The organism is Curtobacterium sp. 314Chir4.1 (assembly GCF_900215175.1).
Taxonomy (GTDB): Bacteria; Actinomycetota; Actinomycetes; order Actinomycetales; family Microbacteriaceae; genus Curtobacterium; species Curtobacterium pusillum_A.
In genome coordinates this window covers 92,745-111,160 of sequence record NZ_OCMI01000005.1, presented here as the reverse complement: position 1 = coordinate 111,160, position 18,416 = coordinate 92,745, and the positions used below count along the sequence as shown (strand labels likewise).

General features: G+C 71.5%; 16 protein-coding genes. 5 read left to right on the top strand and 11 right to left on the bottom strand.

Annotation, left to right across the window (positions count from 1 at the left end):
* Nucleotides 1-16 precede the first annotated feature (16 nt).
* From CRP27_RS16375 to aztB, 3 genes are all read right to left on the bottom strand, one after another.
* Nucleotides 17-877 (bottom strand): metal ABC transporter substrate-binding protein, encoded by an 861-nt coding sequence (locus CRP27_RS16375; RefSeq protein WP_255257639.1) that lies wholly within the window; start codon nt 875-877, stop codon nt 17-19.
* 86 nt (nt 878-963) lie between these two features.
* Nucleotides 964-2,157, bottom strand: a complete 1,194-nt coding sequence (locus tag CRP27_RS16370) for an ABC transporter (protein WP_097181686.1) — start codon at nt 2,155-2,157, stop codon at nt 964-966.
* Complete coding sequence (gene aztB, locus CRP27_RS16365; RefSeq protein WP_097181685.1) at nt 2,154-3,068, bottom strand: zinc ABC transporter permease AztB; 915 nt, start codon at nt 3,066-3,068, stop codon at nt 2,154-2,156. The genes CRP27_RS16370 and aztB overlap by 4 nt, the downstream gene beginning before the upstream one ends.
* 50 nt (nt 3,069-3,118) lie before the next feature.
* Here aztB and CRP27_RS16360 point away from each other — a divergent pair, with 50 nt between their 5' ends.
* Nucleotides 3,119-3,745, top strand: a complete 627-nt coding sequence (locus CRP27_RS16360; RefSeq protein ID WP_255257631.1) for an ATP-binding cassette domain-containing protein — start codon at nt 3,119-3,121, stop codon at nt 3,743-3,745.
* Between the two features lie 15 nt (nt 3,746-3,760).
* On the opposite strand, the gene CRP27_RS16355 is transcribed toward CRP27_RS16360, so the two are convergent.
* From CRP27_RS16355 to CRP27_RS16335, 5 genes are read right to left on the bottom strand one after another with little or no spacing between them, the layout of a single operon-like run.
* Nucleotides 3,761-4,999, bottom strand: a complete 1,239-nt coding sequence (locus CRP27_RS16355) for an MFS transporter (protein WP_097181684.1) — start codon at nt 4,997-4,999, stop codon at nt 3,761-3,763.
* Nucleotides 5,000-5,036: 37 nt separating this feature from the next.
* The gene (locus CRP27_RS16350) at nt 5,037-6,083 is read right to left on the bottom strand and encodes a Gfo/Idh/MocA family protein (protein WP_097181683.1); all 1,047 of its coding nucleotides are present in this window, start codon (nt 6,081-6,083) and stop codon (nt 5,037-5,039) included.
* A complete protein-coding gene (locus CRP27_RS16345) occupies nt 6,080-7,108 on the bottom strand; it encodes a Gfo/Idh/MocA family protein (RefSeq protein ID WP_097181682.1) in 1,029 nt (342 codons plus the stop codon). Before CRP27_RS16345 ends, CRP27_RS16350 begins: the two co-directional genes overlap by 4 nt.
* Nucleotides 7,108-8,058 carry an ROK family protein gene (locus CRP27_RS16340; protein WP_097181681.1) on the bottom strand — a complete coding sequence of 317 codons (951 nt, stop codon included), beginning with the start codon at nt 8,056-8,058 and terminating at the stop codon, nt 7,108-7,110. Before CRP27_RS16340 ends, CRP27_RS16345 begins: the two co-directional genes overlap by 1 nt.
* Nucleotides 8,058-9,299 carry an ROK family protein gene (locus CRP27_RS16335; RefSeq protein ID WP_097181680.1) on the bottom strand — a complete coding sequence of 414 codons (1,242 nt, stop codon included), beginning with the start codon at nt 9,297-9,299 and terminating at the stop codon, nt 8,058-8,060. The genes CRP27_RS16340 and CRP27_RS16335 overlap by 1 nt, the downstream gene beginning before the upstream one ends.
* Before the next feature lie 138 nt (nt 9,300-9,437).
* Here CRP27_RS16335 and CRP27_RS16330 point away from each other — a divergent pair, with 138 nt between their 5' ends.
* The 3 genes from CRP27_RS16330 to CRP27_RS16320 are packed head-to-tail and all read left to right on the top strand — an operon-like array spanning nt 9,438 to nt 12,662.
* On the top strand, nt 9,438-10,355 hold the full coding sequence (locus CRP27_RS16330) for a carbohydrate ABC transporter permease (protein WP_141399791.1): 918 nt from the start codon (nt 9,438-9,440) through the stop codon (nt 10,353-10,355).
* Nucleotides 10,356-10,364: 9 nt separating this feature from the next.
* Entirely contained in the window at nt 10,365-11,294 is a 930-nt protein-coding gene (locus CRP27_RS16325; protein WP_097181678.1) for a carbohydrate ABC transporter permease, read from the top strand.
* A gap of 57 nt (nt 11,295-11,351) precedes the next feature.
* The gene (locus CRP27_RS16320) at nt 11,352-12,662 is read left to right on the top strand and encodes an ABC transporter substrate-binding protein (protein ID WP_097181677.1); all 1,311 of its coding nucleotides are present in this window, start codon (nt 11,352-11,354) and stop codon (nt 12,660-12,662) included.
* A gap of 272 nt (nt 12,663-12,934) precedes the next feature.
* Here CRP27_RS16320 and CRP27_RS16315 read toward each other — a convergent pair whose 3' ends face one another.
* Genes CRP27_RS16315 through CRP27_RS16305 form a run of 3 tightly spaced genes read right to left on the bottom strand, consistent with a single transcriptional unit; the run spans nt 12,935 to nt 16,384 of the window.
* Nucleotides 12,935-13,672 (bottom strand): copper homeostasis protein CutC, encoded by a 738-nt coding sequence (locus CRP27_RS16315; protein ID WP_097181676.1) that lies wholly within the window; start codon nt 13,670-13,672, stop codon nt 12,935-12,937.
* Complete coding sequence (locus tag CRP27_RS16310; RefSeq protein ID WP_097181675.1) at nt 13,669-15,207, bottom strand: M81 family metallopeptidase; 1,539 nt, start codon at nt 15,205-15,207, stop codon at nt 13,669-13,671. The genes CRP27_RS16315 and CRP27_RS16310 overlap by 4 nt, the downstream gene beginning before the upstream one ends.
* Nucleotides 15,200-16,384, bottom strand: a complete 1,185-nt coding sequence (locus CRP27_RS16305) for an ROK family protein (RefSeq protein WP_097181674.1) — start codon at nt 16,382-16,384, stop codon at nt 15,200-15,202. The genes CRP27_RS16310 and CRP27_RS16305 overlap by 8 nt, the downstream gene beginning before the upstream one ends.
* 216 nt (nt 16,385-16,600) lie before the next feature.
* Between CRP27_RS16305 and CRP27_RS16300 the strand changes: the two genes are divergently transcribed.
* Nucleotides 16,601-18,397, top strand: coding sequence for a peptide ABC transporter substrate-binding protein (locus tag CRP27_RS16300; RefSeq protein ID WP_097181673.1), 1,797 nt, complete (start codon nt 16,601-16,603; stop codon nt 18,395-18,397).
* The last annotated feature ends 19 nt before the right edge of the window (nt 18,398-18,416 follow it).

The following is an 18,416-nucleotide window of genomic DNA, read 5'->3' as shown; positions in this document are numbered from 1 at the left end:
GTATTGATTCTCATTCTCAATTCGAAATCGACAGGCCGTCGACGATCGCGTCGGTGTTGGCCCGCATCATCCCGAGGTAGGTGGATGCGGGGCCCTCGGCGGTCAACGACTCGGTCGCGAGGGGGCGGATCGCCACGTGCACGTCGACCTCTTCGGCGAGCACCTCGGCGAGCCGGGCCGGTTGCGAGGCGTCCGCGAAGATCGTCGGCACACCGGCTTCCTCGATCGCCGCGGCGAGGTCCCGCAGGTCGGCCGCACTGGGGGACGCCAGGGTCGTCCCGCTCGGGATGACCGCGCCCACGACCCGGAAGTCGAACCGGTCGGCGAGGTACCCGAAGACGTGGTGGTTCGTGACGAGGGCACGGCGGTCCTCGGGCAGAGTCGCGAACGAAGCCGTCATCGCGGCGTCGAGCTCCTCGAGCTGCTCACGGTAGGCGGTGGCCCCGGGCGTCCCGATGCCTGCCTCGTCGAGTTCGACGCCGAGCGCGTCCACCACGTCGAGCATCCGGGCCGGGTCGGTCCAGAAGTGCGGGTCCGGGCCGCTGTCGTCCTCGGTGCTCCACTCCAGCGCATCGACGGCGTCGCCTGCGGTGAACACCGGGACGCCGTCGGCGGCGGCCGCGGCGACGTGATGGGCGACGCCCTCCTCGAGCCCGAGGCCGTTCTCGACGACGAGGTCGGCGTCCCGCAGCCGGGCGGCTTCCTTCGCGGACACCTCGAACGAGTGCGGATCGGCGCCGGCGGGCATCAGGACCATCACTTCTGCGTCGTCCCCGACCACCTCGGCGACCGCGTCGCCCAGGATGTTCGTCGTCACGGCGACGAGGGGGCGGTCGGCCGTGCTCGGTGCGCAGGCGGACAGTCCCGCGGCGGACACCGCGGCGACGAGCGTGACGCCGAGGAGCCGCGCGGTGCGGCGCAGGCGGGCGCGCCGGCGGACTCGGGTGGCCGGCGGCCTCCGGGTCACAGTCCGACCTCTGCGAACGCGACCGGCGCCACCGGCAGCTCGATCGTGCGCGACACCCTGGCGTCGTCCGCGAAGTCGATCTCGTGCACGACACCGTCCTCCGGGTCGGCCAAGTAGGCGCGTTGGGCATCGAGCTGCAGGAGCGGCCCGGCCGCACCGCCGATGAGCGCGTCGGTCGTCGCCACGGCGCCGGTCGTCATGGTGTGCACGACGACCCGGCCCTGGTCGTCGACGCCGACCACGTGCTCGTCGGCGTCGTCCACCGCGACGACCGCGCGGAGCGGCCGGTCGGTCGGGACGTGATGCCAGGCTCCTTCGCGGCTGTCCAGCAGCCAGAAGCCGGTGTTCCCGGCCAGCCCGGCGACGGTCGGCCGTCCGGCGCGCGCCGCGAACGCGGTGGGCCCCGGGACGGCGCTCGCAGTGGTCTCGGGCAGCGGGACGGCACGCGTCTCGCCATCGTCGTCGACGATCACCGCACCGTCCGCGCAGCCCACGACCGCGCCGGCCCGGGTGGCGATGCCGCCGGCCGGGTGTCGGCACGGCTGCTCGGCGCGCACGTCCTCCCCGTCCGCGGACAGCACGCGGACCGTGTCGCCGGACGCCGCGACGAGGTGCTCCGCGGTGGGGAGGAGGACGGTCGCGTCCAGTCGGGCGGTGACGTCGAGGTCGCCCTGCCCGAGCGCCGACCGGTCGAGGAGGACCGCCTTCCCGCGGTCCGGCCACGTCACGGCGGTCAGGGTCTCGGAGGAGTGCACCTCGACGCGCCCGCCGCCGTCGAGGGTCCCGACGACGCGCGGCTCTGCCGCGTAGTAGTGGGTGTGGTCGCCGTGGTCGACGGTCCAGGCGCCGCCGTCGACGACGGTCGTCCGGTCGTCGTCGCTCGTCAGCAGGAAGCGACCGTCGGTCGCGCTGTGCTCCGGCGCGTCGACCGCGTCGAGGTCGGTGCTGTCCGCCGTGAGGAGGTCGTGCAGGGCGGTGTCGCCGGTCGCGGAGACCGCCAGGAGGCGCAGCTGCGGCTCCTGGGACTCGGTCGCGCCCGCCACGTAGCCGTGCGGGCGCGCGGTGTCGGTCGGGTCTGCGGCTGTGGTGCGCGGGTCGGACGAGCACGCCGCGGCCGTGAGTGCGAGGCCGGCGACCAGGCCGATGGTGGTCAGGGTGCGCGCTGGTGCGCGGCTGGTGGTCGGGTTCATGCTCCCTCTCGAGGTGGTGCTGTGGATCGTGGTGTGGTCGGCCGTCGGGTGGCCGCGGACGTGGGGGCGGGAACGGGTGTCGTCGTCGGCGCGACGGGGCGCCGGACGACAGCGGCGACGGCACGCGACAGTGCGACCGAGACGACCGCGACGACGGCGATGCTCGCGCCGGCTGCGGTGCCCGCGTGCCAGGAGACGAGGAGCCCGGCGAGGACGGCGGTGCAGCCGAAGCCGGCGCCGAGCGCCATGGTCGAGACGACGTGCCGCGTCCAGACCCGGGCAGCCGCCGCGGGGGCGAGCAGGAGACCGACCACCAGGAGCGTGCCGACCGCTCGGTAGGACGCCACGACCGCGAGCGTCACGAGCGCGATCAGGACGACCTCGGCGAGGCGCGGGCGCAGGCCGAGCGTGGCCGCCTTCCTCGGGTCGAACGCCGTGGCCGTGAACGACCGGTGGAAGGCCGAGGCAAGTGCGAGGGCGACGACCACGGCAGCGGCCAGGCCGACGAGGTCCGTGCGGGTCACGGCGAGCACGTCTCCGAACAGGATCGCCGTCACGTCGGTGGCGAAGGAGCGCGACGAGGACACGATGATGACGCCGAGGGCGAGCATGCCCACGAACAGCAGGCCGATCGAGGTGTCGTACGACAGCCGGGCGCGACGGCGGAGTGCGCCGACACCGAACACCATCACGGCTGCGCTGACCGCGGCGCCCAGCACCGCTGGGATGCCGGTCAGTGTGGCGACCGCGACGCCGGGGAGCATGCCGTGGGAGAGCGCCTCGCCGAGGAACGCCATCCCGCGCACGACCACCCACGTCCCGACGACGGCACAGAGCACGGCCGCGAGTCCGCCGCCGACGAGGGCACGGACCATGAAGTCGACGGAGAGGGGATCGGTCAGCCAGGTCACGGTCGGAGACGCTACATGAAAATGACTATCGATACTGATAGTGTCCTCAGGTGCCCACCACCGCGACGACCGCCACCCTCGACGTGTCCGGGCTCGTCGTGCACCGCGGCGGACGAACCGTCCTCGACGGATTCGACGCGACCTTCCCGGCGGGTGTCGTCACGGCGCTGACCGGACCCAACGGATCCGGCAAGTCGTCGCTCCTGGACGTGCTCGCGGACATCGTGCGGCCGACTCTCGGACGCGTGACGGGCCTCCCGTCCGACGGCGTCGCCCACGTGACCCAGTCCGTGCCCCCGACCACGCTCCCGCTCACCGTCCGGGCCACCGTGTCCATGGGACGCTGGCGTCACCGAGCGTGGTGGCGGCCGCTCGGACGCGCGGACCGGCTCGTCGTCGACCGGCAACTCGAACGGATGGGCATCACGGACCTCGCCGACCGTCAGCTCGACGAGCTCTCCGGCGGCCAGCGGCAGCGCACCTTCGTGGCGCTCGGCCTCGCGCAACGGGCCCGGGTGCTGCTGGTCGACGAGCCGACCGCCGGTGTCGACACCGCCTCGGCCGCACTCGTCGTGGCGGCGCTCGCCGAGGAGGCGACGGCCGGTGCGGTCGTCGTCCACGCCGCGCACGACCGGACCGCGATCGCGGCGGCCGACCGCGTCGTCAGCCTGGGCTGAGCGCTCGGTCGCGACCTACGGGCAGACGACCGCGACCGAACCCGTCGGCGTGGTCTCGGGCACAGCAGCGGCAGCTGCCGGCGTCGGCACGGCGTTCGAGCGCCGCAGCCCCATCGAGACGAGCACCACCGCGCCGATCACGGCGACGGCGCCCGCGAGCCAGAAGTCCGCGGCGAGTCCGAAGGACGACACCGCGACACCCCCGAGCACCGAGCCGGCGGCGATCGCGAGCTGGATCGTCGTGACGAACAGCGCGAGCCCGGTCTCGGACCCGGCGGGCGACGCCGTGGACATCCAGGTCTGCATCCCGAGCGGCAGCGCACCCCAGACGAGTCCCCACACCACGAGCAGGATGAACACGCCGACGACCGAGTTCGCGAGCAACGGCAGGAGGACGACCGACACGGCGAGGACGACCTTCGCGACATCGATGGTGCCGAGCACGGTGCGGCCGAGCGTGAAGCCGGCGGTGAAGTTCCCGACGATGCCCGCGATGCCGAACACCAGGAGCGCGAGCGTGATCGTGTCCGGGCCGACGCCGACGAGGTCCTGCAGGTAGGGGGCGACGTACGTGTACGCGGCGAACTGCGCCGTGAAGAGGAACGCGGCGGCGATGAGGCCGACCCGTGCGCGGGGGACGCGGAGCAGCGATCCGAGGGTGCCGAACCGGACCCGCTGCAGCGCCGGGATCCGCGGCAGCATCGCGAGCTGGAGCACCAGGGCGACGAGACCGAGGACGCCGCCGATCACGAACGCGAGCCGCCAGGTCGCGAGCGACGACACCAGGGCACCGAGGGGCAGGCTCACCACCGTCGCGACGGAGACTCCGGCGGTGATGAGCGACGTGGCACGGATGGTGGCCTCCGGGCGGACGAGGCGACCGGCGATCCCGGCGCCGATCGCCCAGAAGCCGCCGATGCCGACGCCGAGCAGCATGCGGGCGATGAGCAGCACCGTGAAGTTCGGCGCGATTGCGGCCAGCCCGTCGGCGACCACGAGCAGGATCGTCAGGGACACGAGCACCACACGACGGTCGAGACGGGAGGTCAGGACCGTCACGACCGGGGCCGCGACGGCACCGACGAGTCCGGTCGCGACGACCATCAGCCCGGCGGTGCCGATGCCGACGTCGAGGTCGCGGGCGATCGCGGGGAGGAGCCCGATCGGGAGGAACTCGGAGAGGACGAGGACGAACGATCCGAGTGCGACGGACACGACGCTGAGCCACCCACGGCGCGCTGCTGACGAGGTCATGCGGACGTCAAGCAGCCGCCGGGGCGGTCCATTCCCGTCAGGCGTCGACCGGTGCGTGCTCCCCGACGACGGCGACGGTCTTCCCGGTGGCGACGGACTCCTGCGCCGCGAGCACGATCGACAGCGTCCGGAGCCCCACGTGCACGTCCGGCTGCGGCTGCTCGCCCGTGCGGACGGCGTCCAGGAAGGTGCGGAGCATCGCCTCGTCGAGGTCGGCACCGTAGCGGGACTCGATCGGCAGACCGGTCTCGGCGGCGAGTCCGTGGGCGGCCGGCCCGAAGAAGTCCAGCGACACCGTGCCGCCCGTCCCGGCGACGTCGAGCGTCAGGCCACCCCACACCGGCGACGTGTCGGGCTTGCTCCAGGAGCAGTCGATGCCCGCGACCACGCCGTTCTCGTAGGTGATGGTGACGAGCCCCGCGGTCTCGGCGCTGGCCCGGCCGGCGTGCAGGGTCCGGTTCGCGACCGCCGTGACCGACACGGGAGCCGAGCCCATCAGCCCCTCGAGCAGGTCCGCGATGTGCACGACGTGGTCGAAGAGCGCGCCGCCGCCGGAGAGCTCCGGCTCGGTGAACCAGGAGCGCGTGAGCGGGAGCATGCCGTTGTTCGCCCCGCGGACCGAGAACAGCTGCCCGAGGGCGCCGGACTCGTGCGCGGCCCGGAGCTTCCCGAACGCCGAGGCGAAGCGGACGGGGAACGCGACCATGAGCATGACACCAGCGGCCTCGACGGCGTCGCGCATCGCGATGCCGTCCTCCCACGTGGTGGCGAGGGGCTTCTCGCAGAGGACGTGCGCGCCGGCGGCGGCAGCGGCCTCGACGAGTTCGCGGTGCCGGGCGTTCTCGCTCGTCACGACGACGGCGTCCGGACCCCAGGCGAGGAGCTCCTCGTACGACTCCGCGTAGTCGACCCCGAGCGCCGCGGCGAGGTCGGCGCCGCGGAGCTCCACGATCGAGGACCCGGTGCTGACGCCGTCCGGGTCGGAGCCGCGGACCTCGACGCCTGGCATCGCGGCCAGGGCTGCGAGGTACCCGATGGCGTGGGTGTGGGCGAAGGACATCACGGCGATCTTGAGGTCGGTCATGCGAGCACCTCCGTGGTGGTCGGGGCGAGGTCGACGGGCTGCCCGGTCTCGAGCGACTCGAGCGCCGCGTTCGCGATCTGGACGGCTGCGACACCGTCCTGGGCGGTCACCCGCGGTGCTGCGCCGCCGGCGAAGGCCGCGACGAACTCCTGCAGCTCCGCGCCGTACGGGTCGTCGGCGGGGTCGACCTGCGGCAGGAAGCCGTCCAGCGCCTCCGGTGCCGCGAGGTCGGCGACGTAGTCCTGCTCCGCACGCGACGAGTGCGACAGGCTGCCGAGCGTCCCGGTGACCGAGTACTCGGTGGAGAACCCGAGGTGCTGCGGCCCCCAGATGCCCGCGACGTGGCTGATCGCACCGGACGCGTGGGTGAGCAGCACGTGCGCCGCCTCGACCGGCTCGGCGTCGGTGCCGCCTCGGACGCTGACCGCGGAGACCCGGACGACCTCGCCGGCGACCCAGCGGGCGATGTCGATGTCGTGGATCATCTGGTCCATCACGATGCCGCCGGACAGTGCACGGTCGGCGAACCACGGCGTGCGCGTCGGGAACGCCCCGGACCGCACGAACCGCAGGACGGCCAGGTCGCCCAGGAGGCCCGTGGTGACGGCCTCCTTGAGGCGCACGTACGCGGGGAAGAAGCGCACGACGTGGGCCGGGTACAGCTGTCGGCCCGCGTCCCGAGCGAGGTCCACCAGCTCGGCCGCGTCGGCGTCGGTGCGCGCGAGCGGCTTCTCCGACACGACGTCCTTGCCGGCCGTGAGCGCGGCACGGACGACCTCGGCGTGCGCGAACGTCGGGGTGACGACGTCCACCAGGTCGGCGGTGGCGAGCAGCTCGTCGAGCGAGTCGACGACGGTGATCGAGGTCCCCGCGGCCGAGGCGGCGGGGGCGAACGCCGCCGCGAGTTCCGGGGCGCCGTCCTGCGCGTACACGACGACGGAGCCGAGCCGCAGCAGGCCGGGCATGTGGGCGTAGGCGATGCCGCCGGCGCCGACGAGGCCGATCCGGGGGGAGGTGTCGGACATCAGGGTTCCTTCACGGGTGGGTGGTGGACGGGGGAGTTGACGAGGAGGGCGGCACCGGCGAGTCCTGCTCCGGCGCCGACGAGCGACTGCTCGATCGCCGGGACGGACCGCCACTGCAGGCGTTCGGCGACGGCCGTGCGCAGCGGGGCGAGGAGCCGCTCACCGGCCTCGCCGAGCCCGCCGCCGATGACGATCGCGTCCGGGTCGAGGACGGCGGTGAGCATGACGACCCCGGTGGCGAGGGCGTCGACGGCGTCGTGCCACACGCGGTCCGCGACGGGGTCGGTGCCGACGAGTTCGGTGACCTCGCGGGTGTTCGCGGCGAGGGAGCCGCCGGCCTCCCGGTAGCGACGCAGGACGTTGCCGGCGGAGGCGTACACCTCGACGCAGCCGCGCTGGCCGCACGTGCAGAGCTCGCCGCCGGGGACGACGGGCACGTGCCCGAACTCGCCCGCGCCGCCCGTGGCACCGTGCACGATCGCGCCGCCGGTGACGATCGTCGCCGCGATGCCGGTGCCGATCGGGATGAAGACGAACTCGTCGACCGACCGTCCCGCGGCACCACGGGCCGCTCGTTCGGCGCGCGCAGCAGCACGCGCGTCGTGGTCGAGTGCGACGGGGACGCCGAACCGGTCGGCCAGGAGCTCCGCGACGGGCAGGTCCGCCCACCCGAGGTTCACGGCCAGGGCCACGCGACCGCGCTCGGCGTCGACGAGTCCGGGGGAGCAGAGCCCGATGCCGGAGAGCGACCGGCCCGAGGCGGTGGCGCTCGCCGCGAGCTGGTCGACGAGCGCGGTGACGGCGGCGAGGGCGACTCCGCCGGGCAGTCCCGGATCGGTCGCGCCCACGGGGAAGGTCGGGACGGTGGCCCGGTCGAGGACCGTGCCGTCCGCGTCGAACAGGGCGCCCTTGACGGTCGTGCCGCCGATGTCCACCGCGACGACGGCCATCAGGCGCTCCGCACCGTGCGGTCGTCGGACACCGTGGCCCGGCGGACGAGTTCGTCGATCCGGGTCGGGGCGAGGACCTCGTCGAGCGCGAGCACCACGCCGCCGTGGACACCGGCGTCACGGGGTGCCCGGCTGGCCCGGACGTCGAGGTCGTCGGCCACGAGGGGCAGGCACATCCGGTACAGCTCGCTCCGGATCGCGGCGACGAGCGGTGGTGACGCCGACATGGCGCCGGCGAGCACGACCTCGCGCGGGTTGAAGAAGTTCGCGATCCCGGCGAGGACCCGACCGATCAGGGCCCCGGCGGTGCGGAGCTCCTCGACGACGGCGGCGTCGCCCTGGGCCCCGAGCCGGAGCAGGTCCGCGGTGGTGGAGACGTCGTGCCCGGCGGCGCGGAGCCGGGCGATGATCGCACCGGCCGAGGCAACGGACTCCAGGCAGTTCGGCACCCCGCAGGTGCACCCGATCACCGACGTGCCGTCCACCGAGGTGTGCGAGACCTCGCCGGCGGCACCGCCGACACCACGGTGGAGCCGTCCGCCGGCGATGACCCCGCCGCCGATGCGGGTGCCGAGCTTCACCGCGACGAGGTTCGACCGCTCCGGCGGTTCGGTGTCGGAGCGCTCGGCGAGCGCGATGAGGTTGGCGTCGTTCTCGACGAGCACGGGGGCGTCGGTGTGCGAGGCGAACAGCGAGCCGAGCGCGACGTCGTGCCAGGTCGGTTCGAAGCTCGGGGTGACGATGCGCCCGCTCGGGTACGCGATCGGTGCCGGGACCCCGATCGCGGCCCCCTGGAAGTCCGCCACGGCCAGCCCGCACTCCGCGGCGAGGGTCTCGAAGCGCCGCCACAGTTCCGCGACGGCACCGGCGGGTCCGTCGTCACGGGGGAGCGGTGCGGAGGACCGGGTGTCGTCGGAGTCGGCGAGCGTCCGGCCGGCCAGGTCGCTCAGCACGATGCGCGTGTGGTTCGCCCCGAGGTCGGCCGCGGCGACGAACCCCGCGGTGCCGTCGAGCTCGAGTCGTCGGGCCCGGCGTCCACCGCGCGACCCCTCGGCGCCGACCTCGTGCACCAGGCCGAGGTCGACGAGCGCATCGACGCGCAGTCCGACGGTGGACGGTGCCAACCCGGTGGTGCGGGCGAGGACCGACCGCGAGGACGACTCGCCGCCACGGATCAGGCGCAGGACGTCCCCGACGGACCCGGGCACGGGCTCGACGTCCTGGTAGAGGCGGTGGTTCATGGCGTCATGCTAGCCCGGAGTTGCGTCGATGTTCGAATGAAGTGCGCCGAAGAATGACTATTTACTTTTCGTCATCGACGAGTAATGTCTCGGAAACACACGATTCCTAGCGTTCAACGAAGAACGAAGGAGGCACCAATGCCGAGTGCTGTGGCAGCACCACCCCGCTCGTCACTCGAGCGCAAGGAGGGACGAGCGGGGTACGCCCTGATCGCCCCGACGAGCATCCTGTTGGCGTTGTTCTACCTGTACCCACTGGTCCAGACCGTCGGGTACTCGTTCACGAACTGGAACCCCGCGACCGGCGCGGCCGGGGACTTCGTCGGGCTCGCCAACTTCGCCGGCCTCCTGCAGGACGACGAGTTCCTGCAGGCCGCCGGCAACACCGCGCTGTACGTGGTGATCGTCGTCCCCGTGACGATGGTCCTCGGGCTCTTCTTCGCCGCGCTCCTCGCCCAGCCGTTCCGCGGCCGCGGGGTCTACCGCGCCCTGCTCTTCGTGCCGTACATCGCCCCGATCGTCGGCAGCGCGCTCATCTTCAGCTTCATCCTGTCGCCCCTCGGTGGCCTGGTGAACGGCGTGATCACCTCGCTCGGCGGGCCGCCGATCGGCTTCCTCAACTCGGAACCCTGGGCGCTCGTGAGCGTCATGGTGTTCTCGATCTGGCAGGGCGTCGGCTACGCGATGATCATCTACTCCGCCGCCCTGACGAACATCCCGGCCAGCTACCACGAGGCCGCGACGCTCGACGGTGCCGGGCCGGTCCGCCGCTTCTTCACGATCTCGCTGCCGCTGGTCGCCCCCACCACGGGGTTCCTCGCGGTGACCGGCGTGATCAGTGCGCTGCAGGTGTTCACCCAGGTCTACGTCCTCACCCAGGGCGGCCCGCTCGGGTCGACCGAGACGATCCTCTACTACATCTACCAGCAGGGCTTCGTCTTCTTCCACGGCGGCTCCGCGAGCGCAGCGGCCGTCGTCCTCCTCCTCGTCGGCATCATCGTCGCCGTCATCCAGCTGCGGTTCATCAACCGTCGCGACCCGATCGAGCTCACCTAGGAGACCGACGTGACCCACTTCGAAGCCGACGCGCCCTTCGCGGGCGCACCACGGGCCTCCAGGCAGCTCGCCACCGGAACGGTGGCCGTCCCCCGTCGGAAGCGACCGTTCCGCGCTCGCTGGCGGAAGGCCAGCCCGGCGGTCCTCCGCCACGTGATCCTCATCGTCGCGGTGGTGCTGTTCTTCGGCCCGTTCCTCTGGATGGTGCTGACGAGCTTCAAGTCCTCCGCCGAGGCGCTCGCGTTCCCGCCGAGCTTCCTGCCGCGCGAGTGGCGGTTCGACAACTACACGAAGGTGTTCGACGTCGCCCCGTTCGGCATCTACTACCTCAACTCGACGATCGTCGCGGTGCTCACCACGGCCGGGCAGATCGTCACGAGCCTCGCAGCGGGCTTCGCGTTCTCCCGCCTGCACTTCCCGGGCAAGAACGTCGTGTTCGTCATCCTGCTCGCCGCGCTGCTCGTGCCGTTCGAGGTCGTCTTCACGCCCCTCGTCAGCCTGCTCTCGTCGCTCGGCTGGCTCGACAGCTACCAGGGCCTCATCGTCCCGAACATCCCGTCCATCCTCGGGGTGTTCCTGTTCCGGCAGTTCTTCACCTCGTTCCCGGCCGAGATCGAGGACGCGAGCCGGGTCGACGGTGCCGGCGTCTGGCGGCGGATGTGGTCCGTCGTGGCACCGATGGCGACGCCGATGATCGGATCGTTCGCGGTCCTGTCGTTCGTCTACAACTGGAACAACTTCTTCTTCCAGTTCCTGGTCGCCACGAAGACCGAGTTCTTCACGGTCTCGGTCGGCCTCACCCAGCTGCAGTCCGCGAACGCCGCCGAGAGCTTCAACCTGCTCATGGCCGGCTCGACGCTGGCGATCCTGCCGGTGTTCGTCGTGTTCCTGATCTTCCAGAAGCAGATCGTGTCGGCCATGGCCGGCGGTCTGCGCTGAGAACCCAGCGCTCCACCTCCCTGCACCCTCCCCAGCGGTCCGGAAAGGACACCTTCCATGCGATCACGAATGCTCGGCGTGGCAGCACTCGCCATCGGCGTCGCCGTCACCCTGTCGGCCTGCTCCGGCGGGTCGGTCACCGGCAACAGCGGTGACTCCGGCGGCAAGACCCAGATCACCGTCTGGCACAACTACACCGGCGACCAGGCCACCGAGGCCAAGAAGCTCATCCAGGAGTACAACGACTCCCAGGACAAGGTCGAGGTCACCGCCCAGTACGCGGCCCAGAGCGACCAGTTCGACGCGAAGCTCATCAACGCGCTGAAGAACGACACCGGCCCGAACATGGTGCTGGGCGACAGCACGCCGCAGAAGATCGGCCAGGTCGTCGAGACCGGGAAGGTCGTCCCGCTGGACGACTACCTGTCCGACTCCGACTCGTCGATCACCACGAAGAGCTTCACCGAGGGCATGCTCGCCACCGGCAAGTTCGAGGGCAAGACCTACACGCTCCCCACGGACATCGGCGACTACGCCGTCGTCTACAACAAGCAGATGTTCAAGGAGGCAGGGATCACCGACACCCCGACCACCTGGGCCGAGCTGCAGGCGGACGCGAAGAAGCTCACCAAGGGCACGACGCAGTACGGCATGTACCTGCCGATCGGCACCGGTGAGTGGCCCGTGTTCACCTACCAGTCGATGCTCTGGAGCGCCGGCGGGGAGTTCATGAACGAGGACAACACGAAGGTCGAGTTCAACAGCGACGCCGGCGTGAAGGCCCTGAAGGCGTGGACCGACATGCTCGAGGACGGCAGCGCCTACCCGCAGTCGCTCATGACGTCGACGTCGAACGGTGGCACGCCCGCGCTCACCGCGAAGAAGGCGGCGATGGCCATCACCGGCGCGTACGACCTCGGCACGCTCGACGAGGCGCTCGGCAAGGAGAACGTCGGCGTCTTCGCCCTGCCCGGCATCGAGCAGAACGCGGCGAACCTCGGCACGAACAACTCGTACCTGCTCGACGGCTCGAAGGCCGAGAAGGACGCCTCGTGGGACTTCATGCAGTGGTGGCTGAGCCCGGAGGTCGAGGCCAAGTGGGACATCGCGACCGGCCTGCTCCCCGCGAACACGGCGACGAACGACGACGCCACCTGGAAGAAGCACCTCGCCGACAACCCGCGGATCACGGCGTTCGCGGACGAGCTCGCCTACGCGAAGTCGCGGCCGTCGATCGTCGCGTACGGCGAGGTCAGCGAGGCCCTGTCGAAGGAGCTCGAGAAGGCGATGCTCCTGAAGGAGAGCCCGGAGGACGCGCTCGCCACCGCCGAGAAGAAGGCGCAGGCGGTCCTGGACGCGGCTGACTGAGTCGGCTGCGGTCGCGTGACGCGACCGTGTGACGGACTGGCGCGCCCCGCTCAACGGCAACGCGAAGCGTTGCGCGGGGCGCGCCGACCGAGCCTGCGAGGGAGGACGGTGCCGGCTGGCACCGCGCCTCCAGTCCGTCCGCGTGGTCGCGTCGGCGAGACGCCGCTGCGGGCTCGAGACACAGTCACGTCGGCGAGACACCGCCGGATCCGACGGCGTCTCGATGGTGATCGGGTGTCTCGGTGAGCGCGCGGTGTCAGCAGCCGAGCAGGTCAGGCGTCGAGCGCCGCGCGCGCTGCGCGCACGACGTCGAGGTCTGTCAGGAAGTGCGCAGAACCGTCGTCGGCACCGCCCATCGGGACGCCGGCGTGTGCACTGTCGGGCGCCGGCCGCTTGGCCGAGAGGTGCACGGCGGCGGCGCCGGTGGCGACGAGTGCGGGGACGTCGGCCGGGGTGACGCCCGCGCCGGCCATGACCTGCACCGAGCCGGCTGCGGCGACCATGCGCGTGATCGTGTCGGCACCGGCGACCGCGGTGGGGGCGGCGCCGGAGGTCAGGACCCGGGTGAACCCGAGCGCCTCGAGCGTCGCGACGGCGGCGACGGGGTCCGCCGCGTGGTCGATCGCGCGGTGCAGCGTGACCTCGGCGGCAGCGCTGACGGACCGTGCCGCGTCCACGAACCGGGCGAGCACGTCGAGGTCGAGCGAACCGTCCGGTCGCAGGGCACCGACGACCACACCGGCCGCGCCGGAGCGGAGGACCGTGCGGGCCTCGCGCACCATGAGGTCGATCTCGTCGGCGTCGTAGACGAAGCCGCCGGGACGGCAGCGGACGAGCGCGTGTGCCGGGATCCCGGTCTCGTGCGTCGTCTCGACGAGCGCCTGGGAGGGGGTGAGCCCGCCGAGCTCGAGGCCGACGCAGAGCTCGACCCGGTCGGCGCCGCCGTCACGTGCGACGATCGCGCCCGCGGGGGAGGTGACGGCGATCTCGAGTGCGACGGTCGTGCTCATGCAGGGTCTCCGAGGGGCTGGTCCGAGGCCGGGATGATCCTGGCGGTCAGGTCCGGTGCCTCGGGGAACACTCGATCGTAGGGGAACAGGGGGCGTTCGATCCTGTGGTGCCCGAGCCGCTCGAGGTCCTGGTCAACGCCACCCGGGGTCAGTGCGAGCATCCAGTCGGCGGCCATGTCGAACAGCTCCGGCTCGAGGTACCCGATCTTCACGATGACGACGTCCGCGTCGCGTGGCGCGAGGTCGAGGTCGGTGAAGTCGTGCTCGTGGTGGTACGGCTTCCGGAGCTTCGTCAGGATGGCGAACACGCTGCCGACCTGCAGGACGACCTCGGTCTCGGCGTCGCGGTCGCCGTGCTTGATCGCGTGCACCCGGCCGGTCATCGTGATCGGTCCGGCGTGCACGGCGTCGACCGTCGCCCCGGCGGTCACGGTGACCGTCGCGCCGACACCGGCCTCGACGGCTGTGGCGACGGCCTCGGCACCTGGCACGCTGGCGTAGATCACGGTCGGGCCGTCCGCCGCAGCGAAGGACGGGTGGGCGAGCACCTGCGTGAGCCCCCAGGTCATGTCGCCGGAACCGCCGGCCGTCGGGTTGTCGCCCGAGTCGGAGACGAAGAACGGCCGCGCTGCGCCCGGTGCGAGCGCGGCGGCGAGGCACTCGTCGAAGGAGCCCGTCGGCGCCACGAACACGAAGTCCTCGCGGACGTCCCAGAACGCGCGGGCCAGGCGCTCGGCACCGGCCGCCACGACGTCCGAGGACCAGCCGGTGACGACCGTGACGGCCCGGTCGCGCGGCTGGTCCGCCCAGGCGTACCCGACCCAGATCGCGGCGTCGAGCACGCCCTCGGTCGCCTCGACCTCGGGCACCTGCGCGTACAGCGACGCCGCGGGCTCGATGCGGGTGGAGGTCTGCTCGCCGGGCAGCAGGACCGGGATCGGGATCCACGCCTTCACGGGACGCTGCGCCCCGACCGGACGGGTGGTGAGCACGTCGACCAGGTTCCGGACGGCGCGCTCCTTCGTCTCGAGGGCGTCTTCGTGCGGAGCCATCCGGTAGCAGGTGACGAGGTCGACCTGGTGGGCCAGCTCGCGCGTGACGTTGCCGTGCAGGTCCATCGACGCCGACACGATGACGTCAGGGCCGATCACGGCGCGGATGCGCCCGAGCAGGTCGGTCTCGGCGTCGTCCAGCCCCTCGACGACCATCGCACCGTGGATGTCGTACCAGAGGCCGTCCACGTGCTCGGCGTCGACGATGGCCTGCAGCCGGGTCACGATCTCGTCGGCGAGCTCCTCGTACGCCTCCCGCGCCACGATCCCGCCGGGCAGGGAGTGGCCGATGAGCGCCCCGCGGAAGTCGGCGGCCATCGATGACAGGAACGGGTACCGCGCCGCGACCTCGTCCCCGCGGTCCGGGTGGAACGCCGGGGCGAGGGTCCGCGTCGGGGTGAACGTCGAGGTCTCGATGGCGAGGCCCGCGATGGCGATGACCGGGCGGCGGGTGGCGGGGGCTGCGGGGACGTGGTCAGACACGGACGCTCCTGTTCCTGGTGGTGGACTGCGGGATCGGGGCGGACAGCTGCTCGAGCGAGGCGGCGAGGCCGCGCTGCAGGGCGAACTGTCCGGCGCCGACGAGACCCGCGTCGGCGCCGAGCGACACCGGCTCGATGGCGAGGTGCTGCGTCATCAGCGGGTGGCAGCTCTCGTAGAGCTGGCTCCGCACGGCGGCGATGAACGGGTCGAGGGTGGACAGGATGCCGCCGAGGTAGACGGCGTCCGGGTTGAAGAAGTTCACGTTGGCGGCGAGGACCTCGCCCAGGTAGCGGCCGGCCAGGCGCACGGCACGGGTGGCCTCGGGGTGCGCGTCGGACGCGAGCCGGACCACGTCGGCGGTCGAGGTGACGTCGACCCCGGCGGACGACAGGATCCGGACGAGGGCGGCCCCGGAGGCCACGGTCTCCAGGCACCCGGTGTTGCCGCACGAGCACGGGGTGTCGCCCGCGGCGTCGATCCGCACGTGCGTGATGTCCCCCGCCGCACCCGTCGACCCGCGGTAGAGCCGCCCGTCGATGACGATCCCGGCGCCGATCGCCGACCCGGCCTTGATGGTGATCGTCTGGCGTCGAGCGGGGTCCTGCACGGTCTGCTCGCCCGCGGCCATGCAGTTCGCGTCGTTGTCCACGATCGCGGGCAGGCCGAAGCGCTCGGAGAGCCAGGACGCCACCGGGAACCCGTTCCACCCGGGCATCCGGCTCGGCAGGTCCACCACGCCGGCCTCGACGTCGACGGGCCCGGGCAGGCTCAGCCCGACGCCGCGGAGGCCCTCCCGGCCACGCTCGTCGGCGAGTCGCTCGAGCAACCCGGCCAGACGCTGCAGCCCCGATGCCGGGCCCTCGGAGAGCGCGAACGGGACGTTGGCGACCGACTCGAGCGCGCCTCCCGGCAGCACCACGCCGATGCGTGCGTGCCCGCCGCCGACGTCCGCGGCGACCGCGTACTCGTCGACGCCGCCGATGCGGAGCACCTTCCGGGGGCGTCCGCCGGTCGAGGTGTCGGTGCCCTCCTCCGCGAGCAGCCCGTGCGACAGCAGCTGCGACACCACGTGCGAGACGGTCGAGGGAGCGGCACCGAGCAGGTCCGCGATCTCGGTGCGACTGGAGGCCTGTCCGGAGGCGATGAGCTCGAGGACACGGGCGCTGAGGTCCGGCACGACTTTCTCCAATCCGGGCGGAACGTGATCGGAACCCCGATCGAAGCCGAGCCTAGGGGGCGGAATGCGCGGTCGACCCTTTCGTCCGTTCCGCAGTAACGCAGTTTTTACATCGAGATGTTTGTTTTTCCAACGGGTTTGGCCATTGACTGTCCGCGTGCCGATCGGCACCCGTGCACCAACCTCCCCGAAGTCCCTCGCACAAGGAGACACCGCATGTCCAAGCCCCGTCGCTGGGCGCTCCTCACCGGAGCTGCGATCGCTGTGAGCGCCCTGCTCGCCGGATGTTCCGGGGGCGGCAACGCCTCCTCCGGTACGGACTCCGACGCGATCAACTACGCGCTGCCCGCCAACTTCACCCCGAACTGGATCCTCCCGATCGGCACGGCGGCGCACCTCAACACGAACAACGGCTCGATCGCACAGTCGCTCTACGAGCCGCTCATCGCGTACGACGGATCCACGGGCAAGATCGCGTGGAACAAGGCCGGCTCCGTCGCCACCGACGTCTCGTTCGCGTCCGACTCGAAGAGCGCCACGGTGACCCTCGGCGACCGGCACTGGTCCGACGGGAAGCCGATCACGAGCCGCGACGTCGCCTTCTGGTTCAACCTGATCAAGGCGAACAAGGACCAGTGGGGCTCGTACTCCGAGGGCAAGGCCCCCGACAACTGGACGTCCTTCACGACGGTCGACGACACGCACTTCACGATCACGTTCGACAAGGCGTACAACTCCGACTGGATGCTCGCCAACCAGCTGAGCCACATCATCCCGCTCCCGCAGCACGCCTGGGACAAGACGAGCGCCAACGGTTCGGTCGGGAACGCCGACGAGACGACCGCCGGCGCGAAGCAGGTGTGGAAGTACCTGAACACCGCGGCCGGCAAGATCTCCGACTACGCCAGCGACGACCTGTGGAAGACGATCTCCGGTCCGTACGGCGTCAAGGCCTTCACCACGGCCGGCAAGGTCACCCTGACCGCCAACACGAAGTACGACGGCGGCGAGAAGCCCTCCATCAAGACGGTCAACCTGCTGCCGTTCACCACGAGCGACGCCGAGGTGAACGCCGTCCGTTCCGGCGAGGTCGACTACGGCTACATCAACGCCACCGACATGGACCAGAAGTCGTCCTTCACGGCGAAGGGCTACTCCGTCGAACCGTGGACCGGTTGGGCGATCACGTACATGCCGTACAACTTCAACAACCCGACGATGGGCGCCGTCTTCAAGCAGCTGTACGCCCGCCAGGCCGTCCAGATGTCGATCGACCAGAAGTCGCTGTCGAAGGTCGTCTTCAACGGCACCGCGACCTCGACCTACGGGCCGATCCCGCAGGCGCAGGAGTCCGACTACGTGTCGAGCGTCCAGAAGGACAACCCCTACCCCTTCAGCACGTCGAAGGCCAAGGACCTGCTGACCAGCCACGGCTGGTCGGAGCAGGGCGGCACGATGGTCTGCACCGACCCCGGCACGTCCGACAGCCAGTGCGGCGACGGCGTCGCGAAGGGCACGAAGTTCACCATGCAGGTGCTGTCGCAGTCCGGCTCGACCGTGACCGACAACATGATGAGCGCCATCCAGTCCTCGCTCGCGAAGACCGGCATCGGCTTCACCATCAAGACCGCGCCGGTGTCGAGCGTCCTGTCGCAGACCCCGACCTGCACGTCCGACGAGGCGAGCTGCAAGTGGGACCTGTCCTTCTTCGGCACCGCGGGCAGCTGGTACTTCCCGGCCTACCCGACCGGTGAGTCGCTCTTCTCGACCGGCGGTTCGGCGAACTTCGGCAGCTACTCCAACAAGCAGGTGGACGCCCTCATCGACGCGACCACCACCTCGCCCGACGCCACCGCCGTGCAGGACTACAGCGCCGCGGTCGCGAAGGACCTGCCCGTGATCTGGCTGCCGAGCCCGGACTACCAGATCTCGGTCGTGAAGAAGGGGCTGACCGGGTTCGACCAGGACTCGCTCGCCAACTTCCACCCGGCCCAGTGGAAGTGGTCGAAGTAGGTCGCTGACGCGACCACGG